Origin of the sequence: Fortiea sp. LEGE XX443 (genome assembly GCF_015206815.1) — a bacterium.
In the GTDB taxonomy this organism is placed as follows: Bacteria; Cyanobacteriota; Cyanobacteriia; order Cyanobacteriales; family Nostocaceae; genus Nostoc_B.
The window spans coordinates 25865-49309 of the sequence record NZ_JADEXZ010000003.1; the positions used below are offsets into that span (position 1 = coordinate 25865).

The following is a 23445-nucleotide window of genomic DNA, read 5'->3' on the forward strand; positions in this document are numbered from 1 at the left end:
CACAACAGGGGTAAATAATAGAAGAAATGCCACCTGCAATTGCAAATGGCTTCACTGTAACATCTCGTTCGCAACTTCAGACACCGAAAGGTAAAGTTGTACTCCTCCAACAATTAGATGCACCCTGCCACGTTCTTCTCAAAAAGACTGTTTATTTCTGCTATTTACTTTCTAAAAAGTTTAGATGAAGTTTCTTGCCAACTTTAATGCCTAGAGTTTTGGTGCTGTTAGCAGGTAGTTCGATAACCTGGTTAACAGGATAGACGGAATCGTACTTAGGACAGATTTTGGTATTGCAAGGGGGAGCTGCTTCTACGATTGATTTGATAACTCCATCTTGGAGGAATATCATATCTAAAGGAATATACGTATCTTTCATCCAAAGTTTAACTTTTTCAGGTTTTTTGAGGACAAATAACATTCCGTGATTTTCAGGAATCGAATTACGAAATTTGAGCCCGTGGGCATATTCTTTTCTATCGTCAGCTAATTCGAGTTGAACTGTTTGATTGTTACTGGTAAAGGTCGCGCCAATAGGTAAATACTGGGGCTGGCGAGTCCAAAAGTATAGCGGTAGGGGTGATAAGGCAGCAGTAAAACCAGCAATTGGCCCAACAAATTTGATAAATTTGATGAATTTGTAAAATAGGCTTTTTTCTGGATTTTGTGATTGTTTAGTTTGAATGTTGGTTTGAGCAGTTTGTCTTGTGACTTCCATAGTTTTAGCTAAATAAGGTAGTAAAGTGTTTAGAAATGGTAAGGATTATGAACTGTTGAAATGTTTTGGTTACATTTGCTTTCGTCCAAACATGATGAAACTTTGAATTGATTTATGATGTGTCCTAGCTAAAAATATCAATGTTGCCAACAGCAAACTTGCTTTCGTCTATGGGACTACTAGGTAAAGCTTGTTGGTCAGCTTTGTTACGCATTGATTCGACTCTATCGGCTTCACGGATAGCAAGCGGATTAATCTGGCGGCGTTCTTCTAGTAATGCCTCGATTGTTAGTTCAAGTGCCGGGAGTTGGCTTTCTGAGTAGGTATCTTCTGTTATGGTTTCGCAGAATATCGTACTAGCAGCGCGTTCTACAATTGTCTGGATTTCTGCACCTACACACCGATTGGTGGCTTTAAGAATTCTGCGCCACTGTTCCTCACTCCAGGGGTCGCCGCCATTGCGAAAGCGTTCGTCAAACCGGGCAGCGTGCAGTTTGAAGATACTATATCTTTCTCCATTATTGGGCAAGTCTACTTTAAATAAATAGTCAAACCGTCCAGCACGGGTGAGTTCGGGTGGCAGCCATTCCATGCGGTTAACTGACGCGATGACCAGAACATCTGACATACGCTCTTGCATCCACGTCAAAAGCTGACCAGCAAGCCGTTTGGCGAGGTCATCATCCCCGGCGAAGCCTTTATCAAAGTCGTCGAAATACAAAATTACTTGGTTGAGCCTATCTGCCAGTCGCAACAAGCGTTTGAGTTTCATTTCTGCTTGGTTGCCAAAACTTCTAAAGTTGCCCCAATCGACCATGATGAGGGGAACACCCATGTTCTGGGAACAGGCTTTTGCTGAGTGTGATTTTCCTGTCCCTGGTGGCCCCACAAGCATAATCCCCTTGGGTACGCGCAGATTGTATTGTTTGGCACGGGGGGTAAGCAATCGCTTGAACTTTTTGAATGACTGCTGCATGAGTTCTAACCCACCAAGTTCGACTTTTGGTGGAGGTAAGAATTCGATGTCATACAAGCGGTTGAGCAGTTGAATTTTTTTTGCTAGTAGAAGCTTTGCTATCTCACTGGAATTTCCTAAGTCATGATTTTTTCTAATATCGCTTATGCAAGAAATAATATCAGAAATATACAACCCAGCACTAGCGTTAGCAATTTCTAAATAGTCTTGTTCATTATAAATTAAAGGAAATAAATTACTGCTGATTAAACTAGTAATTATTTCTTGTATATCTGGTAATTCTTGACTCCATAGTGGAATTTCTGCCGCTATCTCGCTTGCTATCTCGGCATTGGCTCCTAGTAATATGGTAGTCTTATCACTATTTTTTGTATGAAATTTTAGATTAACTAGCGACGACTTAATCCATTCTGATAGAAGAAGAAATTCAGTATCTTTAGTTATGCTTTCTTTTAACCAAGGAAAAATATTCTCAATGATTAGTACTCCAGTGCCAGAATAAACCCTCCAAAAATTGAGTACTTGAAAATAATCTTCCGTATTTTGTTTAACAGAAGGTTTATAGTCGTGAAAATATTGAAAAATAAGATTATTTTCGGGGCTGACGACCAATTCTTTAATACTGTCCTCGCTTAAATTCCATATATAGACTTTTTTACCTACTTGCTGGCAGGAAGTAGTAAGACGAATGAGGAAGCGGTGACGTTCTTGGAGGGGGGATTCACAGGCGATGATTGGATAATTGTCCGCAAGCAGGTCTTCGAGATACTCAAAGCTAGACTTCATCTTAGTTGCTTGTAGCGTAATCAGAAGCAATCTTATCTAGAAGGGATGCTGTACGATAACTGATAATTTTCTAATTTCTAAATCCAAAAAATTAGAAAAAAGTTGGTTTCTTTTCAGTATTTTGTTGATTGTGTAATGGTGTTGTGAATTTAGATAATTGCCAAGAGTTCTGATTTTCTAAGTGTTTCGATTTTCAGTTATGGCAAAAACACCGGAATATCCAATCGTTGTTATTCCAGAGTTAGTGAAAGACAGAAAACAGTTTACCCCTTTAGTTTTTCCGTCCGGACAAGGAGATGCACCAATTGGGGCAAGTGAGGGGCTGTTTGAAAATGTTCTCAAACATTATTTTGGTGAAATTGTTTCTCCTCAGCAGATGATGCTTCCACCAGGGCATCGACTACCATTTACGGCTGATTTTCTGATGGTTGAACCAAATACTGGCTTACACATAGACTTGGAGGTTGATGAACCTATCTCATTTGCAACTGGGAAGCCTACTCACTGTATCGGCGAGGATGACTATAGAAACAAGTGTTTTGTCGATGCAAACTGGCTGGTTATCCGGTTTGCAGAAGAACAAGTCTCATCTCAGCCAGAACGCTGCGCTCGATTTATTGCTGGTGCGATCGCCCAACTAACAGATAATAATACTTATCGCCAGAAGCTACTTCATGTAGAGAAAGTTACTCCTATGCGTCAGTGGTCTGCACGTCAAGCTTCCAGATTAAAGAAAAGTGATTACCGCCAAGGCTATCTTGTTCAGAGGAAGAACTAAGAGATAATTTGGTCAAAGCGATGAGCGTTCATCAGTTTTGAAATTTATCGATGAGGGTTTTGTTTTAAGATTTTTGGTGGGCTGATCGCAAAGATCATCGAGTTAAGTTGTTAAGCTAGGCAGCAAAAACAACTCAATGTCGGTTCAATAATTGCGTTAGGTAGCGTTTTACACACAGTTCCTGGCTATTAACCATTCCACTGTGAATATAACCTATTAATTTGATCGCCAACCTCTTGCATACTCGTGTAACCAATAGAACGTAGATGGAACAAGCTGAGAATACTCCATGCTGTGTACTTACAAATTTTAGAAATGTCAGCTTCGTTAATCACTTGATTGGCTAAATAATTCATACCTCGATGAATGATATCTGAGCGTTTGTCATAAAGCTTCGTCATATTTTTATACACTTCTTTGGCATCTTCAATCCTTATAAATTCATAGCCACTAAAAGCATTGACTGTTGCAACCCCTTTCGCTAAAGCGTGTGTAGGTTTTTCAGTTCCAGTAAATATACACTCCAGTGCAGTCCAGTACTTCAGAAAAGACACATCTAGATCGGCTTCATTTTGGGCTTCACCTATCCAGTAAATTGCCGTCAAAATGCATCCTTCTAGCTGCGTTTGAGAAGAAGCATTAATAATTGTAGAGAAGTCATCTAAGAAACCATTAAAAGATAAATCCTCAAGTCGGTTTTTATTGATGGGAAAAGTTTGTAGAGGTTTGCGACCGCGACCAGAAACCAAAATAATGGCATTATCTTTATTCCTTCTAATTAAAGTTTTTTCGCTATTACCATATGCTTCAAATGAAAGATTTATCTTTATCATTTGCTCTGAAACTCTATCATGTATGAACAAACAGAGTATATATCTAAAATAGTTTATTAACTCTCGTGCTTGCCTGTAAGCTTTTTTATTAGCAATATCATAATCTCCATAAGCAGTAGATTTCATACACAAGCGATTTAGGAAATTCTTATTAAAGAAATCTTGGGTATGCGATAAAACTTCTGGCTTCTGTGAATCAATTTCTCCAAAGTAAGCAGTGATCATCTGATCGCACAATTCTTGATTAAAAGCAAAAATTTCAACTTTATTACAACTGATTTTATCAAGGTCTTCTAGCTCCAGTCCTTCAACTGCAAAAAAGAAGTCAAAATAACTAATCTTATCATCAATATAATTTTGAATACTTTCTAGCGCAACGACAAACTCTCTTTTGCTTGTTGAATCTTTGTCTCTATTAGCAATTTCTACTTCTAATTCCTTCTTTAAAGCAGTATAAACTGTTTCATAAGAAACTACTCCCTTTAACCCAGGAGCCTCATGAATTCTGTTAAAAACTTCATTAAATGCCGTGATTGCATTTTCTAATAAGATCCAGTCTCGAAAATTAATTTGTAATCTGGGCGCAAATTTATCAAAATTATTGTACTCCTCAATACTGGTAGGAAGGCAATAATTTTTGTTTTTATTTTTGTTGTTTACTAACGTATTCCAATTCTGTGTAGCTGCTTTGAGATCACCTTTACTTAGCTGAATTTTCATAGATACTTCTTTTTTCAACTCCTATTTCGGATATCATACAGAATTTTTCCGTATAACCAACCTTCACTGGAGGATTATGCTTTGCTACCCGTTTATTACAAAACGGCTACGACATTCGCACAGTGCAGGAATTACTCGGACACAAGGATGTAAAAACTACGATGATTTATACCCATGTTCTGAATCGGGGCGGTAAGGCTGTGTGTAGTCCCCTTAATTAGAACTACTGGCCTATACCTTAAACAGCAGTCTCATTGACTGCTGATTAATTTACCAACTTCCTAACTTTTGATAAGTGTTTGTAAACCAGTTATAAATTATGACTCTGCGGTTTAATTTTGCTGCATCAGCGATAAAATTACCTGTTCCTCCAGGTTGCCCATCCCAGATAGCAATAATCATATCGTAGGCATTTTTTATTTTATTAACTATCCATCGATTACGAGCATTTAAGCATTTGATTCCTCCAGCTTCTTGGTAAGGTAAGTTGGAAATAAATTTGATAGCGTCGCATTGGGATAACAGCCAATGATACTTCTGCTTATCAAGATTATTCCATTTGGCATCTTGGTTAATGCAGTGTACGGCGGCAGTGAGGTTTATCTCAATAGGGTACTTATCTTTTAAGCCTAAGATTATCTCTACTGCTGCTGTATCAACCCCCAAAGCCATGCCTGAATAGAACTGGATGCGTTTGTAACCCCACTCAAGAGCGCGATCGCAAGCACGAACAATCATAGCTTCAAGTCGGTTACGCACCTGATTCCATCCCGACTCATCAAATTTTTTGTGACTGTTTCCTGTAAATGCCACTTTTAGGGTTGGTTTATCTTCTATAAGGCAATCAACAAACTCTTGGGGCAACCAGATATTAGGAGGAAGATTAAAATTGCTAATCAGGGAAGCTATCTCTGGGTCAGTGTATCCTGCAAGGTTGCATCCAATCCTAGTTGTTAGGAATTCTAGTTCAGGATGAGTCTTTGCATATTCGACTAGTTTCTCAATTTGGGATTTGATTTGGGGAAGGGGAATTGACCGGATACCCTTATTTAGGTCTTTGGTCACGATCGCCCAGGATTGTCCTTGTCGTCCTTGGGGATTACCGTATTCTGCATTGCAGTACTGTCGCGCAAATAAAGCACTTCCAGCACCATGTCTTCCTTCTGTGTTGCTGCCAAATACAAAAATCTGGTTTTTTGCTAGTTTGATAATTCTATCAGGAATAATTTTGTAGGGATGATTATTTGACATTTGGTTCTTTTACCCAAAAGAAAAGATTGGGATATCTGTGATTAAATTTTTTTACTTCTGCTTGAGCAGCAGTTAGGTTATCCCATAATTCCATCTCTCCATAATCACCTCTTATCATTGCTTCTTGTCTAGAATTTGGATGATTGAAAATTAGGGGTGTTGCGTCTTTACTAAAATTTTTTCTTCGCCAACAAATACAATATTTGTCCATTTTATATAAACTGATAATAGAATTAATTACTATCAGTTTATATTCTTATTATGCTGACTGTTTCATTTGGCTTAGAGCTATTAACATTTCTTCTCGATTGAGATGTCGTTTCTTGCCTGTTTTAGATACTTGGATAGCGTAACTCCATTTTATTCCAGCTTGCGAGCATCTTTTTCTTAACTGTTGAACAGTGATATGTTTGTTTGTAGATACTTGATTTTTGTTGGATATCTGAAGTTTGGATTTATCAGTTAAGTTTTCAATTTTACTTACAGTGTATTTTATGGATGTAGTGCAATTGCAGTGCTTTTCAAAAGCGATAGATATCTCTAGCAAGAATTGGAAAATGAAGAGAGTAGAAAATCCGTAAATAAGAATGTAGAGAAGCCCTGTTAGCATATACTGTGCTAATTCCATTGTTTTAACTCCTGTTGATATAATTAGTAACTGGCTATTTAATGAAGCGGTATACCAGCCTTCTATTTATATCAAAGCGTTAGCTTGTGTAAATTTACTCTGAAGAAAAGGCTCGATAATAAATTAATGGTGTAATAGTGATGAAATATCTTGGTCTTGGTTTGCTTAGATAAAGATGTCACTCTACATATATCTAACAACTGTTCTAATATTATCAACTAACTGTATTATCATATTCCAAATAGCTTTCCAGCCAAGTATCATTCCCCAAAATCCGCTAACAAATAGACCAAGTACTGATTTAAGGAAGATAACTCCCCTGTAATTTATCTCGACATTTGATTCGACTTTGGCATAGATAACACCATCCTCAATTTTATTTTTCAAATTTTTCATTTTTTGTTCTTCTTCTCTAATCCTTCTTTCTTCTTGCACTTTCCAGCCCCAAGGAACAAATCCCAAAATAATCGAAATTGGAAGGTAGAATGGCCAGTTATATATGTAGCCCAGGGAAGCATAGATGATGAAAAACGTTAGCCCCAAACCAGTACGCCAAACTAAGCACCAAATAATAAACAAACTGTTGATAATAGCGTTACGGATAACTATACTTCGATTTTGATGATATGACATTTGAAGATGTCTCCCGATAGCTAATATTTAATTTTTATTTCTGGTGATTGCCTACCTTAAGGTTAAACTTAAGGCTGGTTTGAATTATCATCTTGATAGTTGGAAATTATAAAATACATAATAAATTCAATTACTTATTGAACCACACCAAATAAGGTTAAATCTACCAAACTATCATAACAATGTTTGTACTTAGCCCGGTATAGTTACTGTTGCTTAAATTGATATTTACTGTTTTACCAATTATATCTTCACTGATTTTAAATCTAAGCAAAGTTTTGATGATTTTTTTAATAAGTTTAAAATTGAGGTATAGTTTAAAAAAATAAAAATGATTAAGATTTGACTCTTAACCATTTGATGATATATTTGTAAAATGATGGGATATACCTGTGTTTGATTTACATGGTTGAGGCGTATGCCATTAGTTGTGGTTTTTCTTGTTGCGCCCCTTAGTCGCTGATTGCACCTTAAACCGTACCTGTTTCCCAATAGTTATCTCAGCAACATCGCTAATATCTTTACCAGATTTATAGGCTTCAAGAATTGCCTTATTATTAGCTTGGTACTTAATAACTCTAAATTCATCAGGAAAATCTTGATCGTCTACCTCTACTAGTAAGTTAGCGACTTTGGGTGGGTTATCCCTGATTTCAATTACCCTTTCCTTACCAATATTTTTGTCACTGATTAATCCAATCTTGTGTAGATGGATCAGGGTACGCTTGATTTGTTCAAGTTGAGTTTTACGACGTGAGATTACCCGGTCGTGGAGTTCGGCTACTAGCACTTTTCTTTCTTCCCACGTTTCCAGGTCAAGATTTAACTGGTCAACTACCCAGGCGATCGCATCGATTTTAGTTTCGATACCATCTTGAACACCCATAAGTTCTTGTACGAGTTGTTCTACTTGACCTTCTTCGCCTAACTCGCTTGCTTCTTCTATCTGTGACCAGAGTTTAGCAGCATCTAAGCTTAACTCTTTGAGCGTGAGTTGATTGATTTCGCGTTCAATTGCTTGAGTCATGATTTACTTTTTGATATGAAAAGTCAGTAGCAGTTACCTATTTACCTGCTACTGCTTGTTGACTAGGAAGAGTTGATGCTTGAAGGGAGATTGAATCTAGTACCCGTACTGCAAGTGATAGTAATCTGACTTTTCTTGTGCTAATTCTGCTTCGTAGTCGTAGTAATCCGCCTCGCTTAGTAAGGTGCTTATTTGTTGAATTTGCTGGGCAGAGGTTACTAATTTTTTGTTAGCTTTTAGATTAGAATTAGTAGTAGTTTTCATGTCTATACAACTTCAATTTTTCAATGAAGTTATTGCGTTAGCAAATGTTGTGATATTGACTTAGAAAGATAATATTTCTTTTTTACCTTTCTCATAACTATCTACTACTGATTTGTCTTTAACCACTGGCTTTTCTACCACAAAGATAGTTGTCCTGGTGATATGTTTCCCCGTCGTCGCGTATGGAACAGCAGATGACAAGCGGTGCATAAAGCCGCGAGATTCTCGACTCGATTATCTTCGGGCAGATAATTCCAATGGTGAACCACTAAAGTTTTAATACTGCGTTCTCTACGATTTAACCCATCTCTTTTATCAGTTGGGCGTAAGCATTGTATACCACAGCGCGTGCATTTCCAGTCGGATTTTGATTTGACCTCAAGTGCGATAGTATCCCAGTTTGAAGAATAGCGACTGCGGGTTTTGCTAGTCATTAATCAGTCCTTTTGGGTTACACAAAAATAATTTTGATTATATCGTTAATGTTTATCATAATATATGTAATTTTTTTATATTCAGTTTGGTTTATAAATTTATTTGCGTAGTTAAGGAACTCTTAACTTTTAAAAAAGGATAGATATGCACTGATTATTGTAATTGAATAACGCAGGTTACGCCAAAAAATAAAATATAAATCTTTGATATCGCTATGGATTCATAGCGGAGTAAGTTAATGATTGACGCACACAAAGTACCTATTACTCTTGCGGTTACCCCTTTGATGAATTTGATGCAATATTGTTGTTTTTATATTGAGTATTTAAGCAGAAAGTTTTTCGGAAAAATTCACCTGCGACATAACTTGTGCGCGTATTGAATTAGCAGCCGTCTCTGCAATTTCTGCTCTATCAGAATCAGTAAGAAGTACTGCAAGTAGCGATTTGAGAGCTTCGCGGTTAGATATAAACTCTTCACCGTATAAATCATCTTGCAGTAGGGTCGCTTCTAAGTGAGGTAATAGCTCAGGCGCAGGAGATAGTAACCGCTCTTTAATGCGTGTTCTTGCAGTCTCTGTTGCCGCTTTTGTACCTACACCTAAATCCCATGTTTCAATTATTAGCCTGATTTCACGGTTAAGTGATACACGCAGCGTTGATAGGCGACCAAATAAAGGAAGGTTAAGCATTAAAGGTGGTAGTGCATTACCCCAATCCAAACCAGCACCAATAGTGCAATTGGCTTCATCTTCGATACGAACAGCCTCATCGAGCCATCCTTCACCAAAAAGTAAATCTATAGCTTCTTGGGTTGTGACTGGCTCATTCACCTGAGAATTATTATTTTGCTGTTGATGATTCATAAATTTTCACCGGCTCTCCGTCTCAATACACCATACTCAAAATAAACCAAATTATCATATTCTTCTTCAGGCCCGCAGTTAAACATATTTTGTTTTTCATAAAATCCTACAGACCTTGGTAAAGAATGCAACCCAACTCTACCTTCATACCCAAGCTCAACACTTCTAATTCTGGCAAAATTTAAAAGTGCTTGACCAACACCTTTGAATTGAGGCGGACGCTGAATTTCAATTCGGTTAGTGGGGGCAGTTGCAATACCATCAACATAAACTAGTCTCTTACCAATATTCAACCGGGAACCGTGCATTTGTGTTTCTATTATCATTAATCCTTGAGTTGTGTTTTCGCACTCAACTGCATAACCTTCAAGATTTGCTTGATTAGCAATATATCTTAATTTAAATATCCAGTCCCAGTATTTGTCTTCTTGAATAAATAACCTTAATTTTTCGACCCAATCATTTACATAATCATCAACGTGTCTTTGTCCTAAATCTACCAAATATGCTTCAACAGATGTGTTATCGCTACCTCTTTTTAATTCGATTTTTCGCTGCACCTAAAGCTCCTATTTATTAACTTATTCTTAAAGCTTATAACGGCTATTTTACTACTAAATAAAAGAGTAAAAGGAACTGCGTATATCAGTGGCTTTATGCCAACCAGCCAGCACAGCATCATCTGAAATTTCTCCAATAACTACCAAACTATTTTCTTTATCCACATAGTAGGGTAAAGGTTCAGCACTCAACCAACCATAAGCAATGGCTTCTTGGTCTCGCTCAAAAATTGAAACTTCTAAACTTTGCTCATATCTTGAGTAGTAGTAAGGTAAATAGCAAGCTGGATATTCTCTTAAAGATTCGCGATTAACTGTATATGATTGCCAGCGCAGTCGCTCACCCTTAATTTCTTTTGGATTAGCTTCTAGCCAATCATAAAGTTTTTTAGCTTGCCGCAATGCGTGGTCGTTGCCTTCAAAAACAACGCTGGGAAGAAAAATATCGCCGTCAAAATGTACCGCAACTTCAAATAAATCTTCATCCTCATCTTCGGCTTCTGCTTCTGTTACCTCAATGATTCCAGCCTTATATAGTTCGCTCATTTCCCAGCATTGCTTGATCAGATATACCTCTACATTATTAAAATTTTAGCTTTCAGTTACAAAATAATCAGAACGCTCTGTTGGTTCTAATCCTTTATCTGGTAGGAAATTTTGTTTGTGTAGACGAGCCAGAGCCGCAGTGCTAGCGCGGGTCGGCAGTCCGATTTTGCAGGTTTTCTCCTGGAGGAACTGCCGTGCATGGTTTCCCACTCCAGTTCCCACAATGGAGGTTCCCCCGGCAAGTGGTTGGGTTGGCTCGACTTGAGGCGACTGGTGTGCGGTTTATAACCACATTTTTAAGTTTAAGTTGGCACGAATAAGCTACCGTTGCATCCAAACAAGAACTGCTATAGTTTCTGCTTTTTACAACGCCCTTAAAAATTTTGCGTCATTTTTTAATACTGCCCTGTTAAGCAAGTGAACACCCTCAAACCTTGAAACTCAGGCAGCTGAATTATGGCTAATATGTCTCCAGCCTCTAAGCGTCGCAAGAGACACCAACTACTACAAATGTATGGAAACCATTGTTGCTGGTGTGGTAAGCAAATGACCAAATCGGAAAGAACCATTGAACACTTGGTTCCCAAGAGCCTGGGTGGATCTAATAGTCTCTCGAATTTGCGTTTGGCTTGTTTCAGTTGCAATAATTCTCGTGGTAACAGTCTGTTACCTCCACGGTTAAGAAATGTTTTTGAGCTTTCAATTGGCTCAATGGCATAATGGCGATGCCTAAGGCGAGCAAAGCTATGGCAAAAACCACACTGTTGAACAAAGAAAGTGGCATGGATGATTTAGAACAACAATTGACTGCTTTAATTACGCAGATACGTCAACACCCACCTCAGAGCCTACAATGGCGATTGGCTATGGATCGCTTACTACGTGAAATTCAGCAACTCCCAGGATTACTCAAATCCTCTCATCATGATTATCCAGCAGTCTTAAACCGTACTTTCGAGTGGGTTAGTAAGAATATTTCTAAATTTGAGCCTTATTCTGGTTCAGTTGTAGAAAGTTTGGTGAAGTGGATTAATAGTTATCTCTATAGGCGAATTCAAGATTTATCATTACCTAAGAAAAATACTCCACTCAGCCTAGATGCTCCCATAACCTCAGACTTTGGGGAAATAACTCTGCTGGATAAGTTACCCAATTTTACTTTGAGTGGTTTGGATAGTCTAATTGAAAATTCTCAGCGAGAAAATAACCAACGAATTGGTCTTCAATTAGAGCATTATATTGAGCAAGATCCCGAAGAAAAGCTCAAAAATAGTTATCCTCGTTCTTGTGTTGAGTGTAATTGTCAACTACTCAGCCAACGATTAATACTCAAAGAACCACCTGACAAAGTTGCAGAGATAGCGCGAGACTTGAGCATTCCTAGAACAACTGTCAATTCGCATTGGAAGAGAAAATGCGAACCAATGTTGCAAAAAATTGCTGAAAATTTGGGATATAAACAGGAGCAATCGTTATGAGTAGTACAACTTCCCCTTTATTAATGGTTCCGCTAGATTTAGAAATTCATTCTAGAGCCAGACATTTAGCGGCTCAACAAAGCACAGTAGAAAAAGGTAAGCGAGTTTATTTGAATGCGTTAGCAGTTTACGCAGTTCATAGCTATTTAAAATGGTTGCAAATACCAACAAATTTTCAGGAATCAGATTGTTGGAATCCAGTAAAAGCAGCTTTATCAAATGCAGCTGATTTGGTAATTCCAAATGTGGGAACTTTAGAATGCCGTCCAGTTTTACCCCAAGAAACTGTCATATTATTACCAAGCACTAGCGAAAATCGGATTGGCTATGTAGCTATACAGTTTCAGGAAAGCCTAGATTCAGTGCAACTATTGGGATTTGCACCTGCCTTTGATGAAGTAAATCTGCCTGCACAGCTAGAAGTGTCACAACTCCAACCTATTGACGCTTTGATTGAGCAAATCACCCGTCTTGAAGAAGCGATCGCTTTTCTACAAACTGATGACTCAGTGGCAGTACAAGTACGTTCTGTATTAGACAATAAACCTTTATCAGAGATTGTGGCACAATTTGAGCTTCTTTACCGGACTGTCGATGAATTTGAGTGGCGGTACGCCGGAGGAGAAATATTAGCTGGAGATACTCTTGCTGTTGGTGCTACCCGTGAAACAATTCAGCAAGATGATAGCGAATTACAAGATTTAGCCCAAATGCTATTGGAGAAGTTAGCTGAAATTTGGGGAGATGTTGCGTAGTTTGAGCGGTTGGGAATGATGTATATAACTACCCAAAACATCCAATTGTCATGGCTAAAGGATTCGGCTATCAAAAATTACCAGATTTTACTCAACGCCAAAAAGCTTATTTCAAGCTGATTAAACAGCTACTCAACTGTCCTAGTGGCAGGGAAATGAAGATTCTCAGGAAACACGCACACTTGGTTGATGCTGGGTTTGTAGAAACTTTGGAAATGGTAGCTCAAATCCGGTCTAACCAAGGAGATATTCGTTCTGCTTACTTTTTGAGAAATTTAGCTCATTGGCTAGGTGAGGAACTGGAATTATATAGAGATGAGCCTTCAGCAACAGATAATCTTATCAGACCTCCTGCTTTTTTAGGTGAAATATTGTGGGCGATCTCACAAAATAAAAGCAATCCACAAGCCCTTGATCGTCTACTTAAAGCTAACTTAGATCAACTCAATGATGATTTTTATGAACAGTTTAATTACTGGATAAACTTTAGCCTACTCAACAACGACTCAATAACAGAACAAGTAATATTAGTAGGATTGGGTATTGTTGATTTCTGCACCTCGCTTGGGCAGTTTCGTAAAGGAAACAGGGCAATTAACTTAGAAATTAGCATTACAGGTTTAGAAGCAGTTGCCAAAATTTTTAACCGTCAAATTGTCCCAGAAACTTGGGCGCATATTCAAACTAATTTAGCACCAGCCTACCGTAATCGAATACGAGGAAATCACGCCGATAATCAAGAAAAGGCAATTGCTGCTTGTAATAATGCCCTACTCATCTATACCCGTGACGGTTTTACAGAAGAGTGGGCAAGAGTGCAAAATAATCTCGGTCTTGTCTATACAGATAGGATTACAGGAGACAAAGCTGAAAATATCGAAAAGTCAATTTCTTGCTATGAAACTGCTTTAAAAGTTGTTAACCGCGCTCAACTTCTTGAACTTTGGGGTACTCTTCAAAATAATTTGGGCAATGCGTACCTTTTTAGAATTCAAGGTGATAAGGCACAGAATTTAGAAAAGGCGATCGCTTGTTATCAAGTCGCGCTACAAGTACGTACACGTTCGGCATCGCCCTATTATTGGGCTAGCAGTCAAAATAACCTCGGTTCTGCCTACGCTCAAAGAATTTTAGGCAATAAACAAAAGAATCTAGAAAAGGCGATTTTGGCATATATTAACGCCTTAGAAGTCTACACTATTTCTGATTATCCTCAGCGATGGGCGGAAACAAAAACCAGCCTGGGAAATACCTATTATAAAACAGGTCAAATTACTGAAGCGCTTGACTGTCTCCGCGCTGCGTTGCAAGTCTTCACTCCCACCAATTTCCCTAGATATTGCATCACAACTGGATTGAGTTTAGGTAAAACAGCTTTGGCTACTGGTATGAAAGCGGAAGCTTTTGAAGGTTATGCGATCGCCATTGAAGCTGTTGAACAAAGCCGTCACTGGGCTGGAATTTCTCAGGAACAAGAAATTCTTGCATACACAGAGATGGTGGTTTTTTGTATCACCAATGGGGAACGAGATAAAGCTAGAGAATATGCAGAACGTTCTGGTTCTCAACAGGTTTTAAATCTTTTAGATAGTGATGAATTTCAACAAATTTACTCAAATTTACAATTCCTCGGACAGGTATTACAAGCAACTGCTGAAAACAATGGAGAATCACAGGCTGTATATCAAATACTAGAAAACAACCTGAATAAATTAGATGAGCAATTTGTTCAACACTTACAAAAGCTTGAGGATGTTTTCGGACACATACCATCAGGGCAATCTCTTCAAATTGCTACAACTATTTTAAGTTTTAGTAATCTGATTCGGGAGTTTCCACAAGGCGATAAAGCAATTAACTTAAGAATTGCTACCACAGGTTATGAGGTAGCCGCTACTATTTATACCAAAAAAGATTTCCCTGAACAATGGGGAAACATTCAAGATGCGATCCGCGAACTATTTCAGATTCAGCTATTTGAAGCAGTATTCAAGAACCTAGAAAATCCTAAAGCTGTTGTATACCCATTACTGGAAGCAAATAAATATAAACTCGATGAACGTTTTGCAACTGTATTGCGATTAAAGACAGAAGCTATGTTGTCTGAAGTTTCGCCAAAGTATGCAAAAGATATTGCCGCCAGCCTCTTAGGTTTAAGTCTTCTGATTAAAGAATTTCGACACGGTAATGAGGCGAATAATTTAGAGATTGCCATTACAGGGTATGAAATTGCTTCTAAAATTTTGACTTGCGAAGCTTTACCAGAAGCATGGGGTATGTGTCAATTCATGCTGGGCAATGCTTACCACCGTCGAATAAAAGGTGAGCAAGCAGAAAACCTGGAACAATCCGTTTCTTACTTGCACAATGCTTTGAAAGTCTGTAACCGTGAGCAGTTTCCCGAACTTTGGGCAGAAATTTACAGCAATTTGGCCATTGTTTATGGCTATCGGATTCGTGGCGATCAAGTAGAGAATGCAGAATTAGCGATTAAGGCTGGTGAAGCTGCGATGCAGGTTTTCACTCGCGATCAATCTCCTGAAGGATGGGGAAAAATCCAAAACAATTTAGGTATTGTTTACCGCGATCGCATTCTCGGTGACAAGGCTGAAAATTTAGAAAAAGCGATCGCTTGTTATCAAAATGCTCTTTCCATTCGTACTCGTGAAGACTTCCCAGAACTTTGGGCACAAACTCAAATGAATTTAGCATCTGCCTATCGTCACAGACTCAAAGGTGATGCAGCAGAAAATGTGGAAAAGGCGATCGCTGCTAATCAAGGAGCTTTACAAGTCTACACAAAAGCAGCCTTCCCTCAAGGTTGGGCAGAAGTACACATGAATTTGGCTAATGCCTATCTTCACCGAATTCATGGGGATAGGAGCGAAAATTTAGAAAAGGCGATCGCTGCTCATCAATCTGCTTTACAAGTTTTATCGAAAGAAGAATATCCGCGACAGTGGGCTATGACTCATCTGAATCTAGGAAATGTCTTCTTACAACAACAGCAAATAGAAGCAGCAATTACCTCTTATCGTTCAGGTTTAAAGATATTCACTCCCACGGCTTTTCCCGCAGATTGCCTAAAAGCAGGACAAATGCTGGGAAACACTGCTTTTAACATTGGTGATTGGGCTGAAGCGATTAGGGGCTATAGTATGGCAATTGAAGCTGTAGAAACCAGTCGCACTTGGGCAAGTTCAGAATCACGCCGTCAAGAAATCTTAGCTGATTCTCTCCATGTTTATGAAAATATGGTGCAAGCTTGTATTAATAATAAACAACTGAATAAAGCTGTTGAATATGTCGAACGTTCTCGCTCAAAACGACTCGTAGATTTAATAGTCAGTAATGACCTTTATTCAGATGGTGAAATTCCTGATGAAATTCAACACTATTTACAAGATTTTGAAGCTATACAGCGGCAAATTGATAATGAATTAAGACACTATAATAATACCAGTAACTTTGATGGTAGTAAACTCGGTAAAAGCCCACAGAACCGTGCTGCTATCGAAGCTCATAACAAAATAATTGCAGATTTGGAAGCTGACAAACAGCAAATTTGGGAACAAATGCGCCGTCTAGATCCTGTCCTGGCTGGTCAAATTCAAGTAAGCCCTATGAATTTATCATCCATACAGCAGTTAATTGACCTACCCACCACAGCTATTCTGAGCTTTTATACTACCTCGAATGATACTCATATCTTTATCATCCGGCAGAGTCAAATTACTTTGCACACTTGCACTAACTTGGGATTTGAGACTTTACAATCATCGATTTTAACTCACTGGTTAGGGCAATATCTTAATAATCAAGATAGTTGGAAAGAGCAATTTAGTTTTTTAATAGCAGAACTAGCTGAAGTCTTAAAGTTAAATGATTTAATTGCACAACATCTGAAAAATATTGATGAATTGATTCTTATTCCTCATCTGGCATTACATCAAATTCCTTTTACTGCTTTACCAATTGGAGAAAATCAATATTTGGGGGATAAATTTCTCATTCGTTATGTTCCTAGCTGCCAAATTTTAGAATTTTGTCACAACCGCCCCACAGTAAGTAATATTATGAATTACGGTATTGTTGAAGATGCTACTGAAGATTTACCTTACGCTAGTTGGGAAGGAGAACAACTAGCAAATTTATATAATATTCCCAATAATCAACGTTTAAAAGGTAGTCAAGAAGCTAGTGTCAGCAACTATCGTCAACTGATACAAAAAGTCCAAGTAATTCATTCTAGTCATCACGCGCGTTCGCGGCTCGATAATCCTCTAGAATCCGCATTATTTTTAGGAGATGGCTGTATTACATTAAGTCAGTTATTAACTCCAAGTTGGCGCAATCCCCAGTTAGAAGTTGTATTTCTATCTTGCTGTGAAACTGGTTTAAGTGTGACTGAAATAACTGACGATATTCTCACTTTTTCAACAGCTTTCCTTTGTGCTGGTGCTAAAAGTGTTATCAGTACACTCTGGGCAGTAAATGACTTGGCAACAGCACTCTTTTCAGTATTTTACTATCAATCCCGACATCAGGGAAACAAGCGACTGCAATCAATCAGACAAGCTCAATTTGAACTGCGTACCCTTACAGGTGAAACTCTTACCACAATTTACAAACCTAAGTTAAGTTATTTTTTGACGCAAAAACTCAAGGAAACTGACACGCTACGTAAAAAAATTCAAAAAGAACGGGATAGTCATCCCCATAGTTCCCTATTATATGAACAATGCAATGAAGAATACAAAAAATACGACAAAATCGGAAAATTGATTTATCAAGCAAAAAAAGATTTAGAACTTTTTTGTCGAGAATCTAAACCTTTCTCTCATCCTTATTATTGGGCAGCTTTCACCTGTTCCGGGTTAAATTGATAACTGCAATCTCTGAAGTATTCAGTCTAAATTCAGAAATTATTAAAATTAATAAAAATTCTAACTTGCCGGATAATATAATCCCGTATCCTGATTAAATTCCCACCCTAACCCTGCTCTATCCTTGCCTTTGCACCATCCCACAAAAAGCGGTGGTGGCAGATTAATTCGCTGCTCGCGTATAGTTTCTACACTTACACCAAGTCTTGAAGCTAAACCTTCTTCCGTTAGTGGTTGGATTCGAGGAGTAAGCCCAGGATAATATGAATTGTTGTTGTACGATTTCTTCTGCCGTTTCGGTTGGTTGTTGAGATAATTTTGAATTTTAATAATCGCCTCAGCAAATTGTTTCATTTGGGCTGTTATCTCTTCAGTTTTTTGTTCTAAAGAGTCCAAACGTTTATTTTCATTACCAGCAATTGCATCAAGGTCATCTAGAGAACCATCTAGGTATAGCTCAATAAAACGGGTGAGCGTCGCTGTTGCTGTCGTGCCTTTCGAGTTGCAACGGGCGATAAACTGCTCCCACATCTTTTGGTCACAGTTGAAAGATGCTAGCTTCTTTGTTCTCCCTGTATTGCTCATATCTAGGTAAAGTCTAGGTAATATCTAGGTAAACTAGTCTGCGGACAGGAACAACTGAGCGTGTTTCCATCTTGATAACTACCTTGACACTATCATGATGAGCGTATGAGTGCGATGGCCGAACCGCCCAGCGGAGGCGATACCTTCTGGAGTGGCTTCCCCGTAAGGGTAGGGTACACCTACGTTTTTTATTACCTATGTTTGCTTTTTTTACGCAGTGCGTGAGAAGTCCCAACACGCCCAACATGGTGAATGTACTTTGCAGTTGTCGCCGGGGAAGCGTGGCCCAAATCTGCTTGCAAGTCAAAATCAGAAGCTCCATTTTTCTTAGCCAGCGTTGCGTGAGTGTGGCGCAAAAAGTGGGCGCTGAACTTAATTCCCGCACAAGTAGAAATTTCCTCCATCATCAGTCGCAACCCGCGATCGCTTAAAGGTTTACCCCTATCCCGCCGACTGGGACTAGGAAACACCGGCCGATCATTGCTGGCATCCCCACGATAATCCAGTAACACTGCACTAGTTTCCGGATCGAGACTAATGGTTCTAGTTTTATTTCGTTTCCCCGTCACAGTTAACAACAGACAATCTCCATCCTCCCGAAACTGCCGCCAAAATAACCCCGGCGTAATTACGCGCTTACCATAATCAGAAGTTTGCCGGGCAATTTCTCCCGCCCTCACCCCACTGTAAAAGATGAGAGTAAACAGCAGCCAGTGCATCTTATTAGTGTTATGTTGCAAGTCTACTTCAATCGCCGCTTTTTCCAACTTAGCAATCTCGCGTTCCGAGAGAATCCGCTCTGCGAGCTTATCATCCCACTGTATGCTTAAGTCCTTGCCCAAGTCGATAGCAAAATAACCAATAGAAGCTCTAGTACCCCACTCCCACAAACTTTTAATCGCCGCAGTGTACTTAGCCGCAGTATTTTTACTAATTCCATAAGTATTTTTCTTTCCGCGTACTGGCTTTTCATCCTTGAGCCAAGCCAGATAAGCGTGTAGGTGGAATAACGTTACCATCCTCAAATCAGATATCCCAAACCGCGACTGCATATAATCGACAAGCTCATAACCAATTTGCCGATATGCCCGTCGCGTTTGGTCGCTTTTGATAGTGACAGAATGCACCCATAGCTCAATTAGCTGCTGTGTCGAATTAATTTTCTGGCGGTTGGGAAAATAATAATCCACAAGCGCGACACGAGCTTCATCAAGCGGTAGAGTCACCACCTCCACAGCAAGTGATTCCACGCTTTTGACGGGTAAATTTTCCATAATAAAATTCCCCAACCCCCACTGATAATTATGATGCCGAGAACTGTAATTCCCGGTATCTTTATGATAGTTGTTTCCAGGACACGATTAAATTGCTCATCTAGAATCATCTATATCGTATATACGCGGATATCCCATATGCGATGATGGTAGTGAGAAGAGTAAGGGAAGTAGAGGTAGATGGGGAGGTAGGGGGAGTAAGTAAATATTAGAACTTGAAGCAAATGGTTAAAGAACTGGTTAGAAATCACTTCTCCACAACAAAAGCGCGAGGGACTGGTGGAATATCCGCAGATAAATATAAAACTTCTGTCTGAAGAAGACCGGGAGTTGGTGAAGCAGGCCAAGCAGCGTGCTGAGGAGTTGCGCCTCACTTTTAAGGAGTTTGTGCTGAATTGTATTAAACAAGCACTTGTGGAAGAGAGTCCCGATAGTGCAGATAGTGTAACTGCTGCTGAAATTGAGGCTTTGAAAGCTCAAATCGCCGCCCTGGAAGAGAAGGTGAATATTCCTTCTGCGACTAAAACGGAAGTGAATACCCTTCAGGAGCGGTTAAATCAATTGCGGTTGGGGATTTCAAATGAAATTAAGAAAGATAGGGAGCAACTTGCATCTTTAACGTTGGCGATCTCCCGACTTGAAAGCCAAATTGAACAGCTAATACCTTCCTTAAATCTTCAGGTGGATGGCGAAGGTAATGCCGACAGTGATAGCGACTGGATTTTTGGGGAAGGCTCAGGTAGTTTGGGAGGAGAAGATGTTGAGGGTTTTTGAAATTGGTTATAAGACAATTGTATTCACCAAAAAATAAGTTCCCAACTAATGAATCGGGATGCGTTGGCAGTGGTAATTAATTAGTATCATTTCTTGTCCGTGCGCTTAGGCATTTGGCACAGCACATGGCTATTCCGAGTAATTAGTGCACTTTTGGGGATTTCCGCTGAATGATTTTAAATAAACAATCTTCTGCTTCCTTCCTTAATAAATGACAACGAGTCATTGTAGTAATATTGGACAATCCTTGTTGGAGAAAGTCGTAGCTAATTACTTGACGGTCAAGCATTAACTCAAATAGCAAGCTCAGTGGGTAATATTGGATATGTTCTATTTCAGCTAATTTTCCCAACTCAGGATTAATTATTAAAAGAATAAATTCAGACTTTTGAGCCAAAGCAAAGGCATAACCTTCATCCTGGCATAGAGTTGTATTACTCCGACAGTATTGCATAGCAAAGGTTGCCATTTCTGGATCAAGTGATTGAATTTGTAAACCTAGCTTTAATAGTTTTTGTCCGTCATAGTTTTTTAGTTCACGCTCGTAGAGAAAATCGGTGACATTGACTTCGATAGGTAGGTTGAACAGTGGTTCAAGAAACCCCACTCGCTCTAGCCCTATCAATATTGAAGGATTTGATACCAACAAATGCATCACATTGTACTTATGAGAATGAGCGTTCTAAAGAGATAAAAATTCAGATACTAAACTCTTAAATTTACAAATAGGGTATAATTCTTACAACAATTTTATTAGTAGCATTAACGAAAACCTACTTACGTATATCAGTATTTGGAATAGATTCTTCTTGAGCAGAATCCATCCTGGCTATCAAATCACACACTGTTAGACCTAGCAGTTCTGCCGCTTTGGCTTCAGAGATAGCATTTTCTGATAAAGCCCTAAAGCAAAGCCTTTCAAAGCGGTGTGGTTGTTCTTTAGGTACTGGAAATGGTTCATAGGGAGGAGTACGCCACCCTCTTCGCCCAAATTCAGCAAACAAAGTTTGAAAAGTGGAATTATCAATAATTTCAAGGTCTTTACATCGATAAGTTAATGCTTGCATACTAACTCCTAATAATTGCTTTAACTGAGCAAGCTCTGCAATTGTTAAGCGACTACGACGCTTCCCAATTTCAAGCCATAAAATCGAGGCTGGCATGAGAAATGCACTTGCAACTCGATGAGCGACTTTCTCTACATCAAGGTTGGGCGAAGTAGCCAGCACCATATGCCCAAGTTCATGCATTAGTGTAAAGCGTTGCCGTTCACCATTATCATCTGCATTAATCACAATCACGGGTACCTGCTTACGGTTACGGCGTTTTACCCAGCAGGTTAATCCTGAGACATTATTGTCTAGAGATAGAGACAAAATTTTGATGCCTTGAGATTCAAGAAATTCAGCCAAATTAAGAATTGGGTCAGTCCCTAATTGCCAGTAAATACGTAGACGTTCAGCCACAAACTCGGCATCTCTCAGTGAATTTACGGGAAACGGAGCTTCGCGAGGTGAGTCCCATTCCGTACTTGGAGCATAAATAATCTCTTCAATTTCTAGATACCGCTCAACATGGCTCAGAACGGCTGCTACAACGTGAGTCTCCTCTTTCTTACTGGTAATTTTTTTCTTTCTAAATTCTAACCCTTCAAGTTCTAGCTCACTTTGCCCCAGTAAATATGTCTCAGAAACCCCTAAAGCTTTGGCAAGAGCGATTAGTGTCGTCGAGTTCGGCATCATCTCGTCCCGCTCGTATTTGCCAATTGCCTGGGCCGAAACCAAGTTTCCAATTTTTGATTCTAGCTCTCGTAATGATAGACCACTTCCTTGCCTTGCTAGCTTCAATCTTTTACCAATCATAATTTATCCGTAATTCTACTAGTTTACAAATAAAGTTTTTTTGAATTAGTTTGTAAACACGTTGAAATAAATTATCCAATAAGGTCAGCATGATTAAGGTAGATGGTGAACAGCCCTTTGTTGATGAAATTATTGATTTAGAGGAATTTGCTAAATCAGGAAAAGTACCACCTGCAAGGTGTCGTGGTTACAGAATCAGGATTGGCAAGCAATTCTATACTGTAACCCGTTCAACGATGACAGGACGTGAACTGCTAGAGTTAGCAGGTAAGATTCCACCAGAGCGGTTCCGTATTGACCAGAAGTTTCGAGGTGGGCAAACGAAGCGAGTTGGGCTAGAAGAAACGGTCAACCTTGCTACGCCAGGTGTTGAACGTTTCCAAACACTACCGCTTGACCAGACCGAAGGGTATACTGCTCGTCGTCAATTTCGGCTGCCTGAAGTGGATGAAGAATATCTTAATGCCTCTGGTTTACTGTGGGAAACAGTTCTTGAGTCTAGTAACCGACGTGTTATTCTCTATAATTTCCCAGTCCCAGATGGATATAACGTCCGCACAGTTGACTTAAATCTTCGGATTGATACAGGCTACCCTGATACCCAGCTTGACATGGTGTATTTCTATCCCGCTCTGGCGTTAAGTAATGGAAAAGCGATCGCAGCAATCTGCAATGATACTTTTGATAGCAAGATTTGGCAACGTTGGTCAAGACACCGTACACCTGCTAATCCCTGGATACCTGGTGAAGACTATATTGGTACGCATTTAGGGTTGGTTGAACATTGGCTGGAACGTGAACTAAATTAAGG

Annotated in this window: 23 protein-coding genes and 1 pseudogene; 8 read left to right on the forward strand and 16 right to left on the reverse strand. The window is 39.1% G+C overall.

What is annotated here, in order from left to right; all coding sequences use genetic code 11:
* Positions 1-160 precede the first annotated feature (160 nt).
* Positions 161-718: a DUF192 domain-containing protein gene (locus tag IQ259_RS02015; RefSeq protein WP_193880178.1), complete on the reverse strand. Its 558-nt coding sequence runs from the start codon at positions 716-718 to the stop codon at positions 161-163.
* Positions 719-842: 124 nt separating this feature from the next.
* Entirely contained in the window at positions 843-2480 is a 1638-nt protein-coding gene (locus IQ259_RS02020; RefSeq protein WP_193880180.1) for an ATP-binding protein, read from the reverse strand.
* Positions 2481-2679: 199 nt separating this feature from the next.
* On the opposite strand from IQ259_RS02020, the gene IQ259_RS02025 reads away from it, so the two are divergent.
* Positions 2680-3258 carry a hypothetical protein gene (locus IQ259_RS02025; protein WP_193880182.1) on the forward strand — a complete coding sequence of 193 codons (579 nt, stop codon included), beginning with the start codon at positions 2680-2682 and terminating at the stop codon, positions 3256-3258.
* Between the two features lie 188 nt (positions 3259-3446).
* Here IQ259_RS02025 and IQ259_RS02030 read toward each other — a convergent pair whose 3' ends face one another.
* The gene (locus IQ259_RS02030; protein ID WP_193880185.1) at positions 3447-4829 is read right to left on the reverse strand and encodes a HEPN domain-containing protein; all 1383 of its coding nucleotides are present in this window, start codon (positions 4827-4829) and stop codon (positions 3447-3449) included.
* A 62-nt stretch (positions 4830-4891) separates the two neighbouring features.
* Here IQ259_RS02030 and IQ259_RS02035 point away from each other — a divergent pair.
* Positions 4892-5032 (forward strand): annotated as a pseudogene (locus IQ259_RS02035) (tyrosine-type recombinase/integrase); the annotation flags it as partial.
* A gap of 49 nt (positions 5033-5081) precedes the next feature.
* Here the strand turns inward: IQ259_RS02035 and IQ259_RS02040 are convergent.
* From IQ259_RS02040 to IQ259_RS02080, 9 genes are all read right to left on the reverse strand, one after another.
* Positions 5082-6062 carry an SLOG family protein gene (locus IQ259_RS02040; RefSeq protein ID WP_193880187.1) on the reverse strand — a complete coding sequence of 327 codons (981 nt, stop codon included), beginning with the start codon at positions 6060-6062 and terminating at the stop codon, positions 5082-5084.
* Positions 6052-6273 (reverse strand): hypothetical protein, encoded by a 222-nt coding sequence (locus IQ259_RS02045; protein WP_193880190.1) that lies wholly within the window; start codon positions 6271-6273, stop codon positions 6052-6054. Before IQ259_RS02045 ends, IQ259_RS02040 begins: the two co-directional genes overlap by 11 nt.
* Before the next feature lie 48 nt (positions 6274-6321).
* Positions 6322-6690 carry a hypothetical protein gene (locus IQ259_RS02050; protein ID WP_193880193.1) on the reverse strand — a complete coding sequence of 123 codons (369 nt, stop codon included), beginning with the start codon at positions 6688-6690 and terminating at the stop codon, positions 6322-6324.
* Between the two features lie 183 nt (positions 6691-6873).
* Complete coding sequence (locus IQ259_RS02055) at positions 6874-7323, reverse strand: hypothetical protein (RefSeq protein WP_011316882.1); 450 nt, start codon at positions 7321-7323, stop codon at positions 6874-6876.
* A 424-nt stretch (positions 7324-7747) separates the two neighbouring features.
* The gene (locus IQ259_RS02060; RefSeq protein ID WP_193880196.1) at positions 7748-8350 is read right to left on the reverse strand and encodes a siphovirus Gp157 family protein; all 603 of its coding nucleotides are present in this window, start codon (positions 8348-8350) and stop codon (positions 7748-7750) included.
* A 398-nt stretch (positions 8351-8748) separates the two neighbouring features.
* Positions 8749-9048, reverse strand: a complete 300-nt coding sequence (locus IQ259_RS02065; protein WP_071524687.1) for an HNH endonuclease — start codon at positions 9046-9048, stop codon at positions 8749-8751.
* A gap of 326 nt (positions 9049-9374) precedes the next feature.
* Positions 9375-9914 carry a hypothetical protein gene (locus tag IQ259_RS02070; RefSeq protein ID WP_193880198.1) on the reverse strand — a complete coding sequence of 180 codons (540 nt, stop codon included), beginning with the start codon at positions 9912-9914 and terminating at the stop codon, positions 9375-9377.
* On the reverse strand, positions 9911-10474 hold the full coding sequence (locus IQ259_RS02075) for a GNAT family N-acetyltransferase (protein ID WP_190591997.1): 564 nt from the start codon (positions 10472-10474) through the stop codon (positions 9911-9913). The genes IQ259_RS02070 and IQ259_RS02075 overlap by 4 nt, the downstream gene beginning before the upstream one ends.
* Before the next feature lie 54 nt (positions 10475-10528).
* The gene (locus tag IQ259_RS02080) at positions 10529-11020 is read right to left on the reverse strand and encodes a hypothetical protein (RefSeq protein ID WP_193880201.1); all 492 of its coding nucleotides are present in this window, start codon (positions 11018-11020) and stop codon (positions 10529-10531) included.
* A 456-nt stretch (positions 11021-11476) separates the two neighbouring features.
* On the opposite strand from IQ259_RS02080, the gene IQ259_RS02090 reads away from it, so the two are divergent.
* The 4 genes from IQ259_RS02090 to IQ259_RS02105 are packed head-to-tail and all read left to right on the forward strand — an operon-like array spanning position 11477 to position 18139.
* Positions 11477-11740 (forward strand): HNH endonuclease, encoded by a 264-nt coding sequence (locus IQ259_RS02090; protein ID WP_193880207.1) that lies wholly within the window; start codon positions 11477-11479, stop codon positions 11738-11740.
* Between the two features lie 26 nt (positions 11741-11766).
* Positions 11767-12498, forward strand: coding sequence for a hypothetical protein (locus IQ259_RS02095; protein ID WP_228014306.1), 732 nt, complete (start codon positions 11767-11769; stop codon positions 12496-12498).
* The gene (locus IQ259_RS02100) at positions 12495-13253 is read left to right on the forward strand and encodes a DUF1822 family protein (RefSeq protein ID WP_096585084.1); all 759 of its coding nucleotides are present in this window, start codon (positions 12495-12497) and stop codon (positions 13251-13253) included. Before IQ259_RS02095 ends, IQ259_RS02100 begins: the two co-directional genes overlap by 4 nt.
* Positions 13254-13303: 50 nt before the next feature.
* Positions 13304-18139 (forward strand): CHAT domain-containing tetratricopeptide repeat protein, encoded by a 4836-nt coding sequence (locus tag IQ259_RS02105; RefSeq protein WP_193880210.1) that lies wholly within the window; start codon positions 13304-13306, stop codon positions 18137-18139.
* A gap of 60 nt (positions 18140-18199) precedes the next feature.
* Here the strand turns inward: IQ259_RS02105 and IQ259_RS02110 are convergent, their stop codons facing one another.
* Entirely contained in the window at positions 18200-18670 is a 471-nt protein-coding gene (locus IQ259_RS02110) for a hypothetical protein (protein WP_228014307.1), read from the reverse strand.
* A gap of 245 nt (positions 18671-18915) precedes the next feature.
* On the reverse strand, positions 18916-19998 hold the full coding sequence (locus IQ259_RS02115; RefSeq protein WP_193880216.1) for a site-specific integrase: 1083 nt from the start codon (positions 19996-19998) through the stop codon (positions 18916-18918).
* Between the two features lie 279 nt (positions 19999-20277).
* Between IQ259_RS02115 and IQ259_RS02120 the strand changes: the two genes are divergently transcribed.
* Positions 20278-20772: a hypothetical protein gene (locus IQ259_RS02120; RefSeq protein ID WP_193880219.1), complete on the forward strand. Its 495-nt coding sequence runs from the start codon at positions 20278-20280 to the stop codon at positions 20770-20772.
* A 142-nt stretch (positions 20773-20914) separates the two neighbouring features.
* Here the strand turns inward: IQ259_RS02120 and IQ259_RS02125 are convergent, their stop codons facing one another.
* Both IQ259_RS02125 and IQ259_RS02130 read right to left on the reverse strand, forming a co-directional pair.
* Positions 20915-21418 carry a hypothetical protein gene (locus IQ259_RS02125; RefSeq protein ID WP_193880224.1) on the reverse strand — a complete coding sequence of 168 codons (504 nt, stop codon included), beginning with the start codon at positions 21416-21418 and terminating at the stop codon, positions 20915-20917.
* Positions 21419-21545: 127 nt separating this feature from the next.
* Positions 21546-22634: an ImmA/IrrE family metallo-endopeptidase gene (locus IQ259_RS02130; RefSeq protein WP_062296200.1), complete on the reverse strand. Its 1089-nt coding sequence runs from the start codon at positions 22632-22634 to the stop codon at positions 21546-21548.
* Positions 22635-22723: 89 nt separating this feature from the next.
* Here IQ259_RS02130 and IQ259_RS27005 point away from each other — a divergent pair, with 89 nt between their 5' ends.
* On the forward strand, positions 22724-23443 hold the full coding sequence (locus tag IQ259_RS27005; protein WP_200929866.1) for a multiubiquitin domain-containing protein: 720 nt from the start codon (positions 22724-22726) through the stop codon (positions 23441-23443).
* The last annotated feature ends 2 nt before the right edge of the window (positions 23444-23445 follow it).